The organism is Acidobacteriota bacterium (assembly GCA_004299485.1).
GTDB lineage: Bacteria > Acidobacteriota > Terriglobia > Terriglobales > SCQP01 > SCQP01.
The window spans coordinates 147,776-165,418 of sequence record SCQP01000002.1 but is presented as its reverse complement, the minus strand read 5'-3'; the positions used below and the strand labels follow the sequence as shown (position 1 = coordinate 165,418).

Sequence of the window (17,643 nt, the reverse complement as noted above, 5' to 3'; positions counted from 1 at the left end):
TGAATGCGAGCGCTTGCGGACCGAACTGGCGGCAACGCAACAACGCCTCGAACGGGTAGTTGACAACGCTCTGTTTGCTTCCGGCTCGGCACCTATTTTCCACCCCGAGGACAGCCGGTTTCAGCCGCGCGTGACCGCGGTGCAGCAAGCCGACGCGGCGAGCCATCGCCCGCCGCTTTCCGCCGGCGAATGGCGTAAGCGGATTGAGGCCCGCGAAGCCGAGCGCGCCGCCCGAGATCGCAAAGCCCGGCTGGTCGAACAACTGCGGCGCGAAGCCGCCGCCCGAAAACTTCAGGAGAACCTGCATGCCCAATGACGATCTCGCCCTTCTGGACGCCGCTGCCCCAGAGTCCCCTGCCCAGGCCGAAGCGGCGCCGGCGCCGGATGCCGAGGTAAATACCCCCGCCCCGGAGCCGGCTGGGATCGAGGCTCCCGTTCCCGTTGAGCTCGACTACCCTGACGACGAGGCGGCGGCAGCGCACGATGCGCCCGCTGCCACGGCGGCGCCAGTCCAGACGGAGCCGCAACCGGCTCCGGCGGCCGCACGCTTCGGTCCCGCGGCGCTCAGCCGCCTGCTCCAAGACAATACCGAACTGGCAGCGGCTGCCGAGGCCAATCCCCGCGTCAAAGCTCAGCTCTATCAGATGGCGCGCCGCTCGCAGGAGCTGGCCGCCTATCAGGATGCACTGCCGAGTCTGGGCCAGGCACGCGAGGCGTTGGCTGCCCGCGACACGCTGGATCACTACGATCAGACCTACTTCGGCAGCCAGCCCGAAGGCTTCTGGCGCGACCTTTATGAAGCCAGCGGCCAAACCGGCGCGTACGAGCGCAACGTGCACTATCTGCAGCAAGCCTTCCTGGCCGGTCTGGAAGAACGCGCCGGTGAGGGCAAGAATCGAATTTTGGGTGATGCGGTAGCAGCCATCAGAGAGAATCTCGGCTGGAAATCGAGCCGAGGCGCCTCAACCTCTCAGGCGTCAGGTGATACTGCGCCGCGCACCACTTCTGACGGCGACGGCTTGCCTCCCCATATCCGGCAGCAGCTCGAGGAACTCGAGCAACTCCGATCCCGGCGGAGCCAGGAGGAGCAGCATGCCTTGGAGTCGTTTCTGGACGAAACCGGCGAGGAAGCCGGGCGGGAAATCCGCGCGTTCGTAGGCGGCATTCTGGGCAACGCCCATTTGTCCGACTACGAAAAGGAAAGCATCACGCGCGACTTTCTCGAAGCGGTGGTGCGCTCGGCGGATGAGGACAAGGTGCATAACGCCGCCTTGTCCGACATCCTGCAGCAAGGCGGACTGGTTCCGGCGACGCGCGCCCGGATGGTGGCTCAGGCGAATGCCTGGGTACGCCAGAACGGACGCGACATTCTGGAGCCGATCCTGAAGCGCGCCGGCGCAGGCTTGCGCCAGCGCCAGCAGCAGCGGCAGGCGGTAGCGGCCAGTGCGCGCCGCGAGCCCGCGGCCGCCGGTGCACCCAGTGCGCCGCGCTCGCCCAGCGGGCACGACCTGGTCCGCCAGGCCGAGCAACGGCTGGGCCGCCGCCTCACCGACCGGGAAATCCTGGAGTTGGCCTGACGGCCAGCTCCACCGGCTCATCCATCCAGCGGAGTAAACCTTAACCGTCAACCGGAGATCTTCGATGGCCCTACAAAATGCACAGACCGTGGCGTTGCAGCTCGAAAAGGTGCGGCCCAAGCTGCCAATCCTGTACGAGCGTGACGACACGTTTTTCAGCCTGATTCAGAAGCGGGACGTGGAACGGGTCTCGACCCGCACCGCCCGCATTCCTCTGCAGGTCATGCCTGGCGGCGCCTTCGGCTACGCCAGCTTCGACGGCGGCGATCTGGGGCGCGGCTCGGGCACCAGCTACGACTTCGCGCAGATCACGCCGGTGGGCATCCGCTTTGCGGTGGAAATCACCAAGTTGGTGGAATACGCCACCGACGCCAGCGACAAAGCGATTGAAAACGCCGCCAAGCGCAACGTGGCCGACGCCATGAAGCAGTTCCGGCGCGACCTCGACGCCAGCCTGCAAACCGCCGGTAATGGCGTGTTCGGCACGGTTTTGAGCGTTGCCGGCAACGTCATCACGTTGGCCGACACGCCCTTTGGCGCGCGTCTGGTACATGACAACCAGAATGTGCAAGTCTATGACGCCACGCTCACGACCAATCGCGGCACGTGCACCATCACGGCCGTGACCAAGACGCTGGGCGGACCGCAGACGATTACCGTCAACGCGGTACCCTTGGGCACCCTTGCAACGGACGTGCTCGTGGTCGACGGTGTCAGCGGCGCGCAGCCGACGTTCATATACGGCATTCCCTACCATCAGAACAGCTCGACCTCGGGCACCTGGATGGGGATTTCGCGCGCCAACCCCTACGCGGTGGCCAACGGCGTGAATGCCAGCAATGCCGCGCTCACGCTGCCACCCATCCGGCTGGCTTACAACCAGATCCGGCAGGCGATCGGCGCCGATGGCTTGGGGAATCTGCTGTGGCATGCCCATCCGGCGCAGGTGGCCGCCTACGAGCAGTTGGGCTTCAACATCAATGAGGTCATGACCCAGGGAGTGAATCACGACCTGGACTTGCTGTTCAAGAACAAGACCCTGGGCGGCATCAAGATCAAGGAAAACATTCATGCTGATATCGCGCGCATGGACCTGATCAACCTGGAGACCTGGGGCCGGGTCGAATGGCTGCCGATCGACTACTACGAAGTCGGCGGCGCGACGGTTTTCCCTGTCTACGGCACTTCGGGCGGCATCGCGGCCAGCTATCTGTTCTATCTGGTCACCGGTGTCCAATTCTTTATTGACAACCCGAGGTCGGTCAGCTCGATCACCGGGCTGGCACTGCCGAGCGGCTACTAACCAACAGCCAGCAGCCTGCCGTCATCAGCCTCAGCTTCCAGGGGCTGATGGCGGGCGCTGCTTTCCGAGGTATCCCCAATGCCCAATTGCCGCGCCTGTCTGCGCCGCCCGGCGACACGCCGTTCCGGTTTTTGCAACCTCTGCTGGCACAAACTTGCGCGCGCGGATGCACGCGCTCTGGTCGCCACGTTCCACGATCTCCACACCGCACAGTTGCCCGCAGACCGGCAATGATTCTTCGCGACGACATCTGCGGCCGGCAGGCGCCGCGCTGGCTGCAGCGGCTGCTGGTCCGCCGCTACGGCACCAATCCGTTCGGCGAGCCGCGCTACCGCCTGGTTTGGGCGCCCTCCCGCCGGGAACGCTCGGGCGGTGAGTGGACCGATTGGGATGGCGGGCGCGCACTGCGGCGCGTGGCGGCCATGCGCCGGGTTCCGAAGTATCCAGGCGAGGTTTGCTGGCTGATCGAACGCTGGGCGCCGGCGTCCAGTTACGGTGTGCCGGAGCAGTGGTATCGTCCGGCTGCCACCGGAGGCACAGTCTTGCCCTGTGGCATTGCTGCGCTCGGTGACTATCCGCACCGCGGAGATTACGAGGATATCGGCGCGCGCATGTACTGGTATCCCACCGAACGTCACGTCACATTGGCGATTGACGCCTGCGAGCGCGGATTGAGCAACGCACCCGCGTCACCGGCTGCCCGCGCCCGGCGCCGCACGCTCGCCGCGGAGCAGGAGCAGCAACACCGGGATTCGGAATTCGACCAGCTTGCCGCCGATCTATTCGACGATGCTGCACCCGCATTTCACGGCGCTCCCATGGTGGGCTACGGCGGTTCGCACCGTCCTGCTCTGGTCGAAATGGCGGAGCGCATCGGCATCCGGCAACATCCGCTTTAAGGAGAATCCATGTCAACGATCACAAGCATTGCTCCGACCGGAGCAGACTACAATGCAATCTTCGGCGAAGCCTTGCGCGGTGGAGGCGTAAGCGACCGCCTGCGCGACCGGCTGGTGCGCGAAGAGCACGCCAAGCTGCAGCGTCGGGGCTGGGAAAAGGCAACCATCGTCAGCCTGCTTCCCTTTCCACTCTCCGTCAACCTCGGTGAGTTGGGAACCATCGAACTGGCGGCAGCAACTCCGGAGCAGCCAGTGCAGACACTGCCGCTGGATCGCTACCGCATCTCGATGCGCGATCTGGGCGACGGCAATTTCACCCCGGTCAGCGTTCTGCCCATCGAGCTCGCGAAGGAGGTAGAGCGCGAGTACCGCGACACGGGCGGCGTTTTCTGGTACGCGGGTGAGGGCGAACCTCCAGAGCAAGAGCTAGCCGCGACCAAAACCAGGATGTATGCCTGGTACCGGCGCCTCTATCAGCAGGGTCAGGATGCCTGGTCGCGCTATCACCAACACGCTCTGTTAACCGACCGCATGCGCGACGCGGCGCGGGCGCTATGCACGACCGGCGAAATCGCCAAACTCCCGGACTGGATCACCATTACCCGCTCAGAATCTGACCGCCGCGATTGCCCCATGTGCGGCGAAAGCATCCGCAGCACTGCCAAAATATGCCACTTTTGCCGGGCCAAGCTCGCGCCGGAACAGGAGGAAAAATGAAAAGCTATCGCATAATTCTTGCCATCACGGCGGTGGCGGCGCTTGCCGCCGCGCAGTCCTCATACCGCACGCCCCTCGGTTATGACCCAGCGGCATTCAGTCAATGGTTGATTCGCGTCGACAGTCAACCGATTGCCGCTGGAAGTCAGACGGTCCAGGTTCCGGTGGCGACGCTCACTATTGCTGGAGGCCCATCGTTTCAGCCTCTAGCCACGGATGTACCCGCGCGCGTCAACGATGGGAGCCAGAGTGAAACCGTCACGCCGACGGCCGTCGCGTGCACGGCAGGTGTGTGCAGCGTCACCGCGACATTTGCCCACGCCCATCCGGGCTCGTTTACCTTGAGTTCAGCCGATGCGGGACTGCAGGAAGCGGTGAACTGGTGCGATAGCCACGGTGGCGGCATCGTGGTTGTCGGCACCGATTTTACCGGTTCCGCAAGTGCGGAGACGGCGCTCACTGGGGGCAATGCCAATACCCTGATTGCCGATACCCGCAGCGGCTCCTTCCAGTGGTTCACCTGGCGCGGTAGCAACTACGGACAAATGTGGGCGATCAGCGGCACCAGCGTACTAATGGGCGGCAATAACATCGCCGCGCTGGGCTGCTCAGGTGTGTCGACCGCCATGGTTGCCGGAACAGTGACCGTGAGCGCCGGTTGCATTACCGGGTCGCGACCGATGTCGCTGACCGAAGCCACGAAAGGTGGAACGCAGGGCATTTTGAGCTACACCGAATCGGGCGGTCAGATCATCATCAGCAGCAGCTCCACCAGCGACACTTCAACCGTCGCCTGGGTGCAGAATTAAATGCAGCCCGCCTCCACAGCCATTGCGCGCGCGCAGGCTCTGCTGGATCCTACTGGCGGCGAGATGTTTCCGGCGGCCCGCCTCATGCCGTATCTCAACATCGCCTATTCGGCGTTGCGGGATGAAGGCGTGGCGGCACGCGAGGTGACCGCGGCCGAAGCGGTCGTCATCATTCCCGGCTTCCCAGCCTATGCCACCGATCTTGGCGCCTACATTGCGCCCGGTGGGGTCCTGCAAAACCTTGCCGCACCCCTTACCATCCGCGAGCGCCAGGCCGGAACCGACGCAAACAACTGGTTCGGAATGGAGCGCACGGCCGAGTTGCCTGCCCGCCCGGCCGACGACCTCAATCGCAGCTACGAATGGCGCGGCGGCAACGTTTACTTTATCGGCGCGACCCAGACGCTGGATTTGGAAGTGCGCTTTGAGCAGCTCTGGCCGGTACTTGCCAGCGGCTCGCAGGCCCTGGGGGCCATCGGCATCGCCACCATACTGGGCTACTGGACCGCGGGCCTGATGGCCACGGCCATGCGCGAGCAGGCCCTGGGGCAGCAGTACATCGCCGAAGCGCGGCACCTGCTCTACCGGTGGGTGCAGCGCCAAATCATGGATGCGCAGGGCGAAACCCGCCGTCAACGTCCCTTCCGCGATCCGGGCTGGTGGTCGCCCGCCGGCCGTTGGATTTAGTTTTTGGAGATACCCATGAGTCTACTGACAGTCAACCAGCGCAAGCATCTACCCGATAGCGCCTTCGCCCTTCCCCGCAAACGAGCATATCCCATTCCCGATACGACCCACGCCCGCGCTGCCCTGGCTCGCGCTACACAATTTGCCACGCCGCGCGAGCAGACCATTATCCGCCGCAACGTGCATCGTCTCTATCCGCACATTAAGATCAGCAAATGAGATTTGCGCACGTGCATTGGAGCGCGGGCAGCGCGGCACTGCTGGCGGTGATGGCATGCGCCCAAGCGCGCCCGAGCACCCCGGGGATTGTACTTGCTTCCGCGTTCTCCCATTGGAGCGCCCAGGCGCAGGGACCCATCGTCGGGAATGGCCAGCCGGAGGGTTTCACCATGGAAGCCGCTGCCGCTCGATTCACTCTTCCCGATGGCACTTCGTTCTCTCCTTTTGCCGTGGGCGATGCGTTGCTCATTGCCGGAGATGGCAATCCGGAAACGGTTACCATCTTAGCCGCCAATTGCCCGTCGACCGGCCAGACTTGTTCGATTACGGCCGACTTCACCAAGCCTCATCCTGGCCGGTTCATCGTTTCGAGCGGCACCGATGGACTACAGGAGGCGATCAATTATGAAGCGGCCCATGGTGGCGGCATTGTCGAGGCCGATCCCGGCTTCGGCGGCAATATGACAACGTTGCTGCCCCTGGTCAAGCTTCCTGCCGAAGTGTTGTTGATTGACGGGACGGGTGGCCAGTGGACCTATTACGGCTTAGGCAACGGTGGCGAGCCGGTCGCCTTCGCTAGTTTCTCAAGTACCTCCGGAACAACGCTGACAGCGCTTCGGGCCGGCAATCTGAACGGCGCCCTGTTCGCGTACTCGTTTAACTTTGCACCTATCTCCTTGAACACACCCCTGACGGGAGGATCAGCAACCGTAGTCACGCTGAGCGGCCCCGTGCCAAAAGGGATCTTGGCCGGCGATACGCTGTACCTGTCGGGAAGTACGGGCGCGCCCGAAGTCGTCACGGTAACCAGCACCGGCACATCCTCCATCTCCTTCACGCCGCAGGACAGTCACACCGGCACCTGGACGTTGACTTCCGCAACCAGCGGATTGCAGGAAGCAGTGAACGCGGCGGGATCCGGCGGCTGGGTCGTTGACGATGAAACCACCGCAACCTTGCATGCACCACTGGTCCTGGCCCGCGCGGTCCGGCTTACCGGTTTTGCCGGTTCAACCATGCAGCAACTGACACCCAATACGGACGTAATCGACATCGGCACGGCTGCGGCGCCAGTGCGGAATGTGACCATCGAGTACATCACGGCTGAGGGTGTGAGCGGCAGCGGCAGCGACACCGGCGCGGCGTTTCATTGCGTCAGTTGCGCCCTCACGCAGTTCATAAGCGACGTGGGCGAGGATGCCCACGATGGCCTGTATTTCGACTCTGCGAACGGCAATGCCTACGACAACCTGGTAACCGGCTCGCATTTCACCGCCGACTACTACGGCGTCCGCCTGGTGGGCGGCAGCGCTAACCGCGACACCTTCGCCGGCGACACGGTGGACCACAATGTCTATGGTGTCTTCGACGACGGCGGCTGGGACCACGTCTGGACGGGCGACGATATCGAGTACAACAGCGCCTACGGCTACTGGCAGCAGGTCTCGCAGCCGGCGAACTACTCCGGCCACAACATCGATCTGCAGGGCGATTATTTCGAGGGCAACGGAAACACGGCCGGCCAGGGCGACGTGTTCCTCGGCCAACTGGTCGCGGGCGGCGGCGTGTCGGGCAACAACGGTGCCGGCTGTATCAACTGCGAGGTCACGGGCAGCCTGTTCAACGCGGCCAATGCGAGCGTGACCGCGCTCAACCTGGGCGCGGTCATGATGACGGTGAGCGGCAACACCTACTCCGGCTATGCTCCGGCGAATGTCTACGCCACCATCACCGGACCCACTCCCAACTTCAGCCGTGTGCTGCTGATCGGCGACTGCGGCACCATCACCGCGGCGAACCAGTGCAGCGGCGCGCAGCCCAACACCATCACCCAGTTGGGCTACGGCGCGCTCACCCTCGGGGGCACCGATCAGCTCACCGATAGCTTTGGCACCGAGCTGCACGATACGACCATCGAATCGCCCACCGGCGTGGTCCGCATCCGCGGCGTGCAGGGCGGCGCCATGGTCAGCAATCCGGCGCAGCTCGACCTGGACGGCAACTCCACTTCCAACGACCAAAACTGGCTGCGTTTCGACAACCAGGGCGTCTACAAATGGGCGATCATGACCGACATTGCCGGCAACGGCGGTGATGATTTTTGCCCAGTCTTCAACCTGGCCAACCCGGCGAGCGGCGTCTGTCAGGAGTACGTCGGCCCCAACAAGCACTTCGAGTTCAGCAGCATCGGGCCGCCCGGCACCGTCAGCCCGACCGCAGATTATGACTTTTTGCAGATGGCCAACGGCGATTCGGGGATCATGATCCAGCGGGCGACCGACACCGCGCCGACCGGCTATCTGCTCGACATTGAGGACTCGACGGATTCACACCCGCTGTTTCGGGTCGATGCCAGCGGCAACGTCACCGGCAACGGCGGCCTCAACGTCGCTCAGGGCGCCTTGTTTCAGAGCTCAGCCACCATTAATGGCACGCTCACCGTGAACGGCGGCGGTGCTTTGGCCGGAACGTTTACCGGCAATCCGGAATTCCAGGGCAGTCCCTATATTCATGGAACCCTGGCCATGGATGCGGGAACCGTCGGTGGCAAGGCCATCAACACCGATCCCGCCATCGTCCGTGGCGCTTCCGGCACCGCCTGGGGCGGAACCTACACAGCCGGCCAATGCATCACGGGCGGAGTCAGTTTTTCCACCGGCGTTGCCGTCGGCAATGTCGTCACCGTCACTCCGCAATCAGTTCCCCCTGCCGGGTTGGTTTTCAGCGCCTATATCGATACGGCCAATCACGTCACCATTGCCGTCTGCAACCTCACCAGCGCCAGCGTGACCTGGACCGCGGGCACCATCTTCCAGGTTGCGGTCATTCCCTGACCCCATGCCGATCAACCGTAGCTACATCAACGGCTTCGCGGTAAGCAATCCGCTGCTGTTTCAGGCTCTCTCCACGCTCGCCAACCAGAGTGACGCACTGGAGCGGGCGACCGGCGTGGTCTTGGGTGCACCTTCGGGGGGCGCGGCCGCACCCGCTCCCCCTCCTGCGCACTGGCTGATTACCGCCAACCAAGGTCATTTCGTGATTCAAATTACTACGCCGGCCAACGCCACAGCGCCCGTGCAGCACCAAATCCGCAGCGCGCTCAATCAGAGCTTCAATCTGCAAGCCTCGGTGAACATCTACACTCTCGGCTACGGCGAGTGCACGCGTGACATCGTAGATCCCAATGAGACCCGCTATTGGCAGCTCCGCAGCCGTTACCAGGGCTCAAGTTGGAACGCCTGGGCGGCGTATGCCACCAGCTACGGCGTAGTGGCGCTCAATGCGGGAGCTTTGCGCACATCATGATTAGCTGGCGCCCATTTCGCTCAGCGGATGAAGCCGCTCTGCGTGCCCGGCATGTGGCTCAAAACGCCGCGTTTGCCTTTCCGGACCTCGCCGACCCCCGCTTTGTACTGGTGGAAGTAGCCGAAAAAGACGGTCAGATCATCGGTGCGGTCGGCGCCCACGTCACTATCGAACTCATGTTCGTCGGCGCTGATTCCCTAGTCGTGCGGGCCGCAGTGCGCGATCGCGCGCGTTTCGCCGGCCAGCTCCGTGCACTCGGCGCCGATGAGGCACACGTATTCGTTCCCAATCGCTTGCTCGCCGGCATGGAGCCGCTGCTCGTCCGCCTCGGCTTCCGGCGCAGCAATCAGGACTACACCCCCTTCTATCAGGAGTTGTAAACTCTCAATTTTCTTTCCGGTCGAGCCGTTCGCATTCCTTGCAGAGCCGGTACCCTCCGGTGCCCGTCTGACGCTCGGTTGGGGCAATCTCCGTCGCCGACGGACAGCCGTCGTTGTTGTGATAAAGCCGCTTGTTGGGTGGTTTCAGCATTTCATCCATCCCGTGGAATGAAGCCGTCAGTGCCATGAGGACCTCCGACGGCGGCAGAATGGCACACCTGTCATATAAATGCAACTCCCGCAGGCAACCTGGCCTATGACCCTTCCCTTCCCACTCGATCCCCTGCTTTCGGACGATCCGCCCAATCGCGCCGAACAGCCCGATGCGCAATCACCGCTGCTCGAGCAAGCCGAACTTCCCCAGGACATGCAGGACGCCCTGCGCGAGCTGGTCCGCGCCTACGAGCTGGAATCGGATGCCGTGCGGCGCCATAAAGTACGCTCGTGGCGGGAAGCGGAGGAATTCTGGAAGGGCAACCAGAATATCTGGTTTTCGACCAAGGACTCGGCCTGGCATACGCCGTTTGAGCGCGACGACATCAATCGGGAGGATATGCCCCGGTTCGACTACACGGTAAACGTGTATCGCCCCTGGGGCTTGAGCGTGATTGCCGCTCTGATCCAGGCGCCACCCCGGATCAGCTACCTGCCGGTATCAGCGGAATCGCAGGACGACATAGCAACCGCTAAAGCGGCTTCCCGCGTCGCGGAGTTGGTGGCGCGCAATAACAAGCTCGATGTATTGCGCGTCCGCAAAGCCTACTATTTGTGGAACGAAGGTTGTTTCGCTACCTACGTCCGCTATGTCGTCGATGGCGGCTTGTTCGGTTACCATCCTGAGCCGGTATTGACCGAGCACGCGATTCAAGTGCTGCCCGACCGCTGGGAATGTGACCAATGCGGCGGCTATACGCCCGCTGACGATGCACGTGCCGGTGGCATCCTTGCCGGTGGCCCGGTGGCCTGCCCACATTGCGGCCTGCTGATGGGGCCGGAGAGTTTTCAGACCGCCGAGACCATCCAGGCGCCACTCCCCCTCGGAACCCGCCCCGTGCCCAACGGCGCCGAAAAGCTGGATTGTTATGGTCCGCTCTACTTCAAAGTGCCACCCCAGGCGATGAACCAGCGCGACTGCTATTACTTCATTTGCTGCGAGGAAATGCATCAGGCGGTGCTGCGCGCGGCCTATCCGCAGAAGGCCAGCCAAATCAACGATCCCGGCGCCAGCGGCGAAGATACCTACGAGCGCATCGTGCGGCTCTCGCTGGCGGACGCGCAAGGCTCGTGGAATTCGCTGCCCATGTCGCGGCTGGTCACTTACAAACGTGCCTGGCTGCGGCCGGAAGCCTTCTGGGCGCACTGCGATGAAGCCATGCGCGCACGGCTGCTGCAGGCGTTTCCCGACGGCTGCCGCGTCGAATTCGCCGGCGACGTGTTTCTGCATGCTGAAGCCGAGCGCCTTGATGATAGCTGGGTGATCTGCCAGGGCCAGCCCGGCATCGGCATGTACAGTGATGCGCTGGGCGCCGATGCGCTCTCGATTCAGCGCCAGATCAACGACAGCGCCAATATTCTGGCGGAGTACCGCGAAATGGCGTCGGCGCCGCCGATCCTGTACGATGCCCGTTACATCAACGGCGAGGCGCTCACCCGCAAACGCATGCAGCCGGGCAGTTACGTTCCCGTGATCGTGGAAAACGCTGGCGTACAGCATTCGCTCGCCAGCATGATCGAACAACCGGTCTTTCATGTAGATCCCAACCTCTGGAATGATCAGGAACGCCTGGCCGAAGCCGGCGAATTCATTACCGGCGCGCTACCCTCCATTTTTGGCGGTGGCATGCCCAGCCTGAAGACAGCCTCCGCTTACGCACAATCGCGCGAGCAGGCGATGGGCCGCTTATCCCTGGTCTGGAAGCAGATGCGCGCGGCTGAGGCCCGCGAAATGACGCTGGCCATCGAGTGCTTCAAGCGCAACCGCACCGAAGATGTGGAAATGGTCGTGGAAGGCCACGGCGAAGGCTATCAAAGCGATTACATCCGGCTCGGCGACATCCGGGGCAACGTCATTGCGACGCCCACCGCCGATGAAGATTTCCCGCAGAGTTTCGGCCAGATTCGCCAGTCGCTCGAGGCCATCCTACAAACCAAGGATCCCGATTTGCTTGAAATCGTTGGCGCACCGGTGAACCGTCCCATCGTCAGCCGTTACCTCGGTTTGCCCGATCTCGTCGATCCTGCCGACGACAACCGCTCCAAGCAGTTCATGGAAATCGAAGGTCTGATGCTGAGCCAACCGATCCCCGCCGCAAATGGCGGTTTGGCGTCCAGCATTCCCGTCGATGTCGAAATCGATGATCACATCGTCCATATTCAGACCATCAAGGACTGGGCGGTTTCCAGCAAAGGCATGCAAGCCAAAGCCGCGTCACCGGCGGGCTATGAAAACGTACTGCTGCACCTGCTGCAGCACAAGTACGCCCTGCAGCCTCTGACCGCAGCAGCTCCCCGTCCGGACTTAAGATCAATGCAATGAAGATCTACCTGCTCTCACTCCTAACTCTGCTCCTGTGGACCCGGGTTCCTGCTCAGGTGTCCAGCACGCAAATTGCCGAGCTCGGCGGTCGCTTCTATCCCGCCGCATTCTCCGGCTGGCAGGCGTCAACGATCACGCCGGTACTGGCGCCGGGATTGGCGACGGTGATCGTCAACCCATCGCAGGTGTCTCTAGTGGGTAACGGCTCGATCGCTCCCGTGATCACCGGCGTACCGGTCGAGGTACAGGACGGCAGCAATAGTGAGATCATTACACCCACGGCCGTTACCTGCGGCAGCTCGTCCTGTAGTATGACCGCCGCGTTTACCTATCCCCACCCGGGCGGATTTCGGCTCACCTCCGCCAATTTCGGCCTCAACGAAGCCATCGCCTCCGCAGCCGCCCAGGGCGGCGGAACCGTCGTGGTGAGTAACCTGTGGGACGGCAGCACCGCCCAGCTCGTTGGCGCTGCTGGAGCCATGAATGTCGCAGTAGAGGATCTCCGCGCCGGCAACGATCTCCGTTATGTCTGGACTGGGACCAGCTACGCACCGGTTGAGCGTGTGATCCACGCCGATCTCCTCGACTGGAGCGAGCCTGTGGCCTCGGCTGTCGCGGCAGGCAATCTCGTGACGATTACTCCGCCGTGGCCGGCGCTCCCTTTGGGCGTCGCTTCTGGCGCCTTGAGCTACGTCAGCACAACGTCGGGATCACCCAACGTGACTTGGGTCGCGGGTGACAAGTTCAATCCGAACTGGGCTGCGGGCAAAAGCGTCAGCCTGAACGGCGCGGCCATGACGATTTCGTCTTGCAGTTCCGCGACCGCCTGTACGCTCTCGGCAAACGCATCGGCAATGGGCAGCCACGTGTTGATGGTCGTGGGACAGCCAACGAGCGCCTACATCAGCGGCGGAACGGGCACGGCAGAGGCATTCGATATTCTCGGGATAGGAGCCAGTGAGTGCCCCGGAGGAACCGCGCTATCGGTTTGCGGCACGCTCGCCAACAGCCATAGCGGAACGTGGACGATTGCCAGCGCAACCGATGGCATACAAGAGGCGGTGAACTCGGCGGAGTCCGCGATCACGAGAAGCGCCCGCGTCGTTCACATTCCGGCGTCGAGCACGCTGACTACAACGAACACGTTCCCCGCTGGGCCTGGATTGCCGTGCTGGATCACGTACGCTCCGATAGTCGTGTCAGGGAGTGCCATTTCTCTGGCAGGCGACGGCGCCAATGCAACGCACATCTGCAACACTGGCGCCGGCGCCGCCATTATGGAATTAAACGTTGTCGGCAACAGCGCCCGGGATCTATACGTCAGTGGCAACGCGACAACGAGCGGGCCTGATTTCGAGTGGTACAACGGGCCGGGCGGGTCCGGGGTTGATTCGATGACGAGGGTGATGGCGGACGGCGCAGCTGGAACGTTCACCGACCCGCTCGGCACATCAGAGGCGAGCGCGGGTATATGGGTGATGGGCGCAGAGCAATTCGGCATCGATCACTCCGACGCCACCTCGAACAACCGTGGGATTTCCTTCGCCGAAAACCCTTCCGGCAACGGCACCGCCATCACGATCACGGACACCACGGCGAGCGCGAATGCTGGCGACGGCATCGACATTGGCATTGGCAGCTTCGCCGTGGAGGGATGCTCCGTCATTGGTGGGCGCGTATACCACAATGGAGGCGCAGGCATTAACATGGCGTGCGACGGTGGAAAAATCGCCGGAGTGTACATGGAGGGAAACGTTCCCGACATCGTACTCGCTCCCGGTAGTACGGGCATCTCAGTCACTGGCAATGAACTGAGCCAGCTTGCGTCTAGCTCGACCGCGATTATCAAGGCCGGCTCAGCGGCTGCGCCGTGGGATTTCAGCACGGGCGACACTATCACGGGCAATAACTTCGTCATCCAGATGCCGAGCGGCTCGCAGACTCTGACTGCCATGGTGGACGGCTGGTTTCTTGGCACCACGATCGGGCCTAACACGTACGACTATTACAGCACCACGACACCGCTCACCCTGGCGAATGGTGTCGTCCTGGAAAACACGAACATCAGCGGCATTGTCGGACCTTACGCCAACAACATCGTGCGCGCGTCCAGCTACGGACCAGCCTCACAGTACAATTCTTCTGGACGGCTAACCGTGACGAATGGCGTAGATGACCTGACTCTAGGGGTCACGGTTGCGACGGTGAGCCATGACTATTCGCAGGCGGTGCACATGCTGGCTAGCGGTGCATCGCCGGCTAGCGCCGGCGGCGCCGTGCTTGGCAGCTCCGCGCTGCCTTGGGCATCGCTTTATCTCGGAAACAGCAATGGCTATGCAGTCTTAATGCCAGCGTCATCGCCTGGAAACGTCGATATCACCCTACCTGCGACAACCGGCACCGTCGCGCTTGCGTCACAACTTCCACTCACCGCGACGACAGCCGACATCGGCGGCTCGGCGCTGGGCGCCGGAGCCTGCACGAGCGCCACGCTAGCAGTCGCCGGCACCGCCACAAACATGGCGGTGGCAGCCTCACCACAGACCGATCCGGGCGCCGGATTCAGTTGGCAGGCCTGGGTCAGCGCCGCCGGTACGGTAACCGTGCGTGTGTGCAATGACACCTCCGGCAGCCTCACGCCGGCTGCCACGCCCTACAACGTCCGAGTATTCCCGTAAATCGGCAGGCCACGCATGATTGCACTCATCGAACACGCGCAAACCCCCCTCGACGCCCGTGGCGAAAGCCACGGCAATCGCGATGTTCCGCTCTCAGCCGAAGGCCGCCGCCAGGCCGTTCACCTGGGCATCCGGATGCGCCGCGCTCTGCCCGCGCCGGTCGTGATCTTGCATTCCCCGCGCCTGCGGGCCGCGCAGACAGCACGCATCGCCGGCGCCATCGCCGGCATTCCGGTGCGGGAAGCCAAAGCCTTGGCGCCGCTGCGCTCGGGAACGCTAGGCGCTGGCTCCCAAGGTGCCGTGGCCGGGCGCCTCGCACCCCATTTCGATAACCCACAACGTTCGATTCCCGGCGGCGAGAGCGTTGCCGCCTGGCGCTCGCGCCACTTGAACTTCATGCGCCGCATTCTCGCCTCGGGCAAACCCGCAGCCATGGTCACCCACAGCAACGTGATCGGTTCGGTCGCATCGGGCACGGCGGGCGCACAGCAGGCCATGGAACATCCACCGCAGCCGGCACAAGTCGCGTTCACTATCGAGTAATCCATGCTACAGAGTTATACACCGGTGCCGCTCGAGCACTTTGGGGGCCTGGTGACGAACTGGCCGGCGGAGATGCTGGACTGCGACCTGATGGTAGAGGCGACCAACGTCCGCTATACGCAATCGGCGGTGTCGGTGCGCGAGGGGCTGACGCTGGCGATGGCCACGCCTTCGGGCGCCGCCGTGCGCGGCCTGGTGGACTACGTGCAGTTGAACGGCGCCGAGCAGCCGCTGGTGTTCGATGCCGACGGCAACCTGTATGTGGAATCGGCGGCGGGAAGCGGGCGGCTGGTGAGTGCCGCGCCCGGCTCGCCGGTGGTGCTGCCGGCCAGCGCCTGGATGAATGGCGCCTCGGCGTATAACCGGGCCTACCTGGCCTTTGGCTCCGGCCTGGCGGGCACGGCGGCGCCGGCGGTGTTTGACGGCACGAACCTGGACCCGGTGACGATTGCCGCTCCGGGCACGGTGGCGAGCGGCGCCGATAGCGCCACTGCGGGCAACATCGCCGCGGGCGCGCGCTATGGCGTCGTGATGTTCAAAAACCGGGAAGGCTCGCTCTCCCAGCCTTCGCTGCCGTTCAACTGGACGGCGGTGGGCAGCAAAGAGGCGGTCATCAGCAGTCTGCCGACTGGACCGCAGTCGTGCGTGGCGCGTGTCGTGGCCTTTACCGTGGCCGGAGGGACGAGCGCGGGGCCGTACTTCTACATCGAGACGCCGGCGACGGTGAACGGGGTAAACGAGACCGTGACCGTCATTGACGACAACACCACCACTTCAATCACGGTGAACTTTGACGATGACTACCTGGCGGCCAGCAACAACGCCGCCGACCAGTTCCGGGCGATGCAGTTGCCGAACGTCCAGGGCGTGTTGTTCAGCCAGACCACGCAGCGGCTGCTGTGGTGGGGCGATCCGGCGCAACCGTCCACCGTCTACTGCTCGGAGCCGGGCGATGCGGGCCTCTATCTGGGCGACACTGGGTTCTTTCAGGTCGCCGAAGGCAGCGGCCTCAAGGTCACGGCCTGCTTTGAGTTCCGCAATCAGCTTTACGTGGCGCTCGAAAGGGGACTCTACCTGGTGACGCCAAACGACGGCGATCCGGCCACCTGGTCGATCACCCACATCGCCCATAGCGTGGGGGCGTGCTCGCCGCGGGCGCTGGCGGTGGGAACGAGCTTTGTGTTTATGGTGTGCCCGTCGGGCGCCTACTTGTTCGATGGCGGGGCGCCGCAGTGGATCAGCGAGGAGCTGCTGGGGCCGTCGCACCTGAAGCCGGGGGCGTGGGATGCGATCAACTGGGCGCAGGCGGCGCTGATCTGGTGCGCGATTGACCACAACAACAAGACCGTGCGCGTGGGCTGCCCCACCGGCACCAGCCTGCTGTGCGACACCATCTACAAGGTCAGCTACATGGATGGCTGGGAGCCGAGCCAGCGGTTCAGCGCCTTCACCGCGCGCTATCACTACTTTCCGGGGCGGCGCTGGAGCCTGGACACCATCGCGGCGAGCCAGGCCGTAGCCGTGCGGCGGCCGGTGACGCTCGGTGACTTTCCGGCAGACCGGCGGCAGGTCAACGAACAGGTGCTCGTGGCCAGCGCGCAGCCGGATGGGGCGATTTACCGGCTGGATCCGGATAGCGCCCAAGACGGCGGCACGGCGATTGCTTGGGCACTGACGACGGGCGCGTTCAGCGCGAGCGAGTTGCTGCGGCGACAGCGCCAGGGAATTGAAATGGCTGGGTTGATACAGGTCCGGGCCACCGGCACCGCGACCGTCTCACTGGAATCCATCACCGACGGCGGCGCCGCGCAGTCGATCGGAAGCGTTTCGCTCAATCGGGTATCGAGCGCAAGCCACCAGACGCTCGCCCTGGTCCAAGGCGAAGCCATTAGTCTGCGTCTGAACAGTTCGCAAGGTTCCATGCAGCTTCAGTCGATCTATCTGTTCATGAAATCGACCTGGGCTCTACGCGCGAATTCACTCTGAGGA

16 protein-coding genes are annotated in these 17,643 nt (G+C 63.5%); 15 read left to right on the top strand and 1 reads right to left on the bottom strand.

Features of this window, described 5'->3' with window-relative positions:
• Nucleotides 1-13 precede the first annotated feature (13 nt).
• The 11 genes from EPN33_03605 (at nt 14) to EPN33_03555 (ending at nt 9,897) form a co-directional block, all read left to right on the top strand.
• Complete coding sequence (locus tag EPN33_03605) at nt 14-316, top strand: hypothetical protein (GenBank protein ID TAN23914.1); 303 nt, start codon at nt 14-16, stop codon at nt 314-316.
• Nucleotides 306-1,577: a hypothetical protein gene (locus EPN33_03600; protein TAN23913.1), complete on the top strand. Its 1,272-nt coding sequence runs from the start codon at nt 306-308 to the stop codon at nt 1,575-1,577. The genes EPN33_03605 and EPN33_03600 overlap by 11 nt, the downstream gene beginning before the upstream one ends.
• Before the next feature lie 64 nt (nt 1,578-1,641).
• Nucleotides 1,642-2,880, top strand: coding sequence for a hypothetical protein (locus tag EPN33_03595; protein ID TAN23912.1), 1,239 nt, complete (start codon nt 1,642-1,644; stop codon nt 2,878-2,880).
• Between the two features lie 230 nt (nt 2,881-3,110).
• Nucleotides 3,111-3,779, top strand: coding sequence for a hypothetical protein (locus EPN33_03590; protein ID TAN23911.1), 669 nt, complete (start codon nt 3,111-3,113; stop codon nt 3,777-3,779).
• A 9-nt stretch (nt 3,780-3,788) separates the two neighbouring features.
• Nucleotides 3,789-4,496: a zinc ribbon domain-containing protein gene (locus EPN33_03585; protein TAN23910.1), complete on the top strand. Its 708-nt coding sequence runs from the start codon at nt 3,789-3,791 to the stop codon at nt 4,494-4,496.
• Nucleotides 4,493-5,305: a hypothetical protein gene (locus tag EPN33_03580; protein ID TAN23909.1), complete on the top strand. Its 813-nt coding sequence runs from the start codon at nt 4,493-4,495 to the stop codon at nt 5,303-5,305. Before EPN33_03585 ends, EPN33_03580 begins: the two co-directional genes overlap by 4 nt.
• Nucleotides 5,306-5,992: a hypothetical protein gene (locus EPN33_03575; GenBank protein ID TAN23908.1), complete on the top strand. Its 687-nt coding sequence runs from the start codon at nt 5,306-5,308 to the stop codon at nt 5,990-5,992.
• A 15-nt stretch (nt 5,993-6,007) separates the two neighbouring features.
• Entirely contained in the window at nt 6,008-6,211 is a 204-nt protein-coding gene (locus tag EPN33_03570) for a hypothetical protein (GenBank protein TAN23907.1), read from the top strand.
• Nucleotides 6,208-9,045, top strand: coding sequence for a hypothetical protein (locus tag EPN33_03565; protein ID TAN23906.1), 2,838 nt, complete (start codon nt 6,208-6,210; stop codon nt 9,043-9,045). The genes EPN33_03570 and EPN33_03565 overlap by 4 nt, the downstream gene beginning before the upstream one ends.
• A 4-nt stretch (nt 9,046-9,049) precedes the next feature.
• Nucleotides 9,050-9,517: a hypothetical protein gene (locus tag EPN33_03560; GenBank protein ID TAN23905.1), complete on the top strand. Its 468-nt coding sequence runs from the start codon at nt 9,050-9,052 to the stop codon at nt 9,515-9,517.
• The gene (locus EPN33_03555; GenBank protein ID TAN23904.1) at nt 9,514-9,897 is read left to right on the top strand and encodes a hypothetical protein; all 384 of its coding nucleotides are present in this window, start codon (nt 9,514-9,516) and stop codon (nt 9,895-9,897) included. Before EPN33_03560 ends, EPN33_03555 begins: the two co-directional genes overlap by 4 nt.
• A gap of 4 nt (nt 9,898-9,901) precedes the next feature.
• Here the strand turns inward: EPN33_03555 and EPN33_03550 are convergent, their stop codons facing one another.
• Complete coding sequence (locus EPN33_03550; protein ID TAN23903.1) at nt 9,902-10,084, bottom strand: hypothetical protein; 183 nt, start codon at nt 10,082-10,084, stop codon at nt 9,902-9,904.
• 69 nt (nt 10,085-10,153) lie between these two features.
• Between EPN33_03550 and EPN33_03545 the strand changes: the two genes are divergently transcribed.
• The 4 genes from EPN33_03545 to EPN33_03530 are packed head-to-tail and all read left to right on the top strand — an operon-like array spanning nt 10,154 to nt 17,640.
• The gene (locus EPN33_03545) at nt 10,154-12,433 is read left to right on the top strand and encodes a hypothetical protein (protein ID TAN23902.1); all 2,280 of its coding nucleotides are present in this window, start codon (nt 10,154-10,156) and stop codon (nt 12,431-12,433) included.
• Nucleotides 12,430-15,111: a hypothetical protein gene (locus tag EPN33_03540; GenBank protein ID TAN23901.1), complete on the top strand. Its 2,682-nt coding sequence runs from the start codon at nt 12,430-12,432 to the stop codon at nt 15,109-15,111. The genes EPN33_03545 and EPN33_03540 overlap by 4 nt, the downstream gene beginning before the upstream one ends.
• Before the next feature lie 15 nt (nt 15,112-15,126).
• Nucleotides 15,127-15,654 (top strand): histidine phosphatase family protein, encoded by a 528-nt coding sequence (locus tag EPN33_03535; protein TAN23900.1) that lies wholly within the window; start codon nt 15,127-15,129, stop codon nt 15,652-15,654.
• A 3-nt stretch (nt 15,655-15,657) separates the two neighbouring features.
• Nucleotides 15,658-17,640 (top strand): hypothetical protein, encoded by a 1,983-nt coding sequence (locus EPN33_03530; GenBank protein ID TAN23899.1) that lies wholly within the window; start codon nt 15,658-15,660, stop codon nt 17,638-17,640.
• Nucleotides 17,641-17,643 lie beyond the last annotated feature (3 nt).

What these genes read in the sequence shown, in the direction of transcription:
- EPN33_03600 (TAN23913.1), top strand. Translation starts at nt 306, where the DNA reads ATGCCCAATGACGATCTCGCCCTTCTGGACGCCGCTGCCCCAGAGTCC.
- EPN33_03595 (TAN23912.1), top strand. Translation starts at nt 1,642, where the DNA reads ATGGCCCTACAAAATGCACAGACCGTGGCGTTGCAGCTCGAAAAGGTG.
- EPN33_03590 (TAN23911.1), top strand. Translation starts at nt 3,111, where the DNA reads ATGATTCTTCGCGACGACATCTGCGGCCGGCAGGCGCCGCGCTGGCTG.
- EPN33_03585 (TAN23910.1), top strand. Translation starts at nt 3,789, where the DNA reads ATGTCAACGATCACAAGCATTGCTCCGACCGGAGCAGACTACAATGCA.
- EPN33_03580 (TAN23909.1), top strand. Translation starts at nt 4,493, where the DNA reads ATGAAAAGCTATCGCATAATTCTTGCCATCACGGCGGTGGCGGCGCTT.
- EPN33_03575 (TAN23908.1), top strand. Translation starts at nt 5,306, where the DNA reads ATGCAGCCCGCCTCCACAGCCATTGCGCGCGCGCAGGCTCTGCTGGAT.
- EPN33_03570 (TAN23907.1), top strand. Translation starts at nt 6,008, where the DNA reads ATGAGTCTACTGACAGTCAACCAGCGCAAGCATCTACCCGATAGCGCC.
- EPN33_03565 (TAN23906.1), top strand. Translation starts at nt 6,208, where the DNA reads ATGAGATTTGCGCACGTGCATTGGAGCGCGGGCAGCGCGGCACTGCTG.
- EPN33_03560 (TAN23905.1), top strand. Translation starts at nt 9,050, where the DNA reads ATGCCGATCAACCGTAGCTACATCAACGGCTTCGCGGTAAGCAATCCG.
- EPN33_03555 (TAN23904.1), top strand. Translation starts at nt 9,514, where the DNA reads ATGATTAGCTGGCGCCCATTTCGCTCAGCGGATGAAGCCGCTCTGCGT.
- EPN33_03550 (TAN23903.1), bottom strand. Translation starts at nt 10,084, where the DNA reads ATGGCACTGACGGCTTCATTCCACGGGATGGATGAAATGCTGAAACCA.
- EPN33_03545 (TAN23902.1), top strand. Translation starts at nt 10,154, where the DNA reads ATGACCCTTCCCTTCCCACTCGATCCCCTGCTTTCGGACGATCCGCCC.
- EPN33_03540 (TAN23901.1), top strand. Translation starts at nt 12,430, where the DNA reads ATGAAGATCTACCTGCTCTCACTCCTAACTCTGCTCCTGTGGACCCGG.
- EPN33_03535 (TAN23900.1), top strand. Translation starts at nt 15,127, where the DNA reads ATGATTGCACTCATCGAACACGCGCAAACCCCCCTCGACGCCCGTGGC.
- EPN33_03530 (TAN23899.1), top strand. Translation starts at nt 15,658, where the DNA reads ATGCTACAGAGTTATACACCGGTGCCGCTCGAGCACTTTGGGGGCCTG.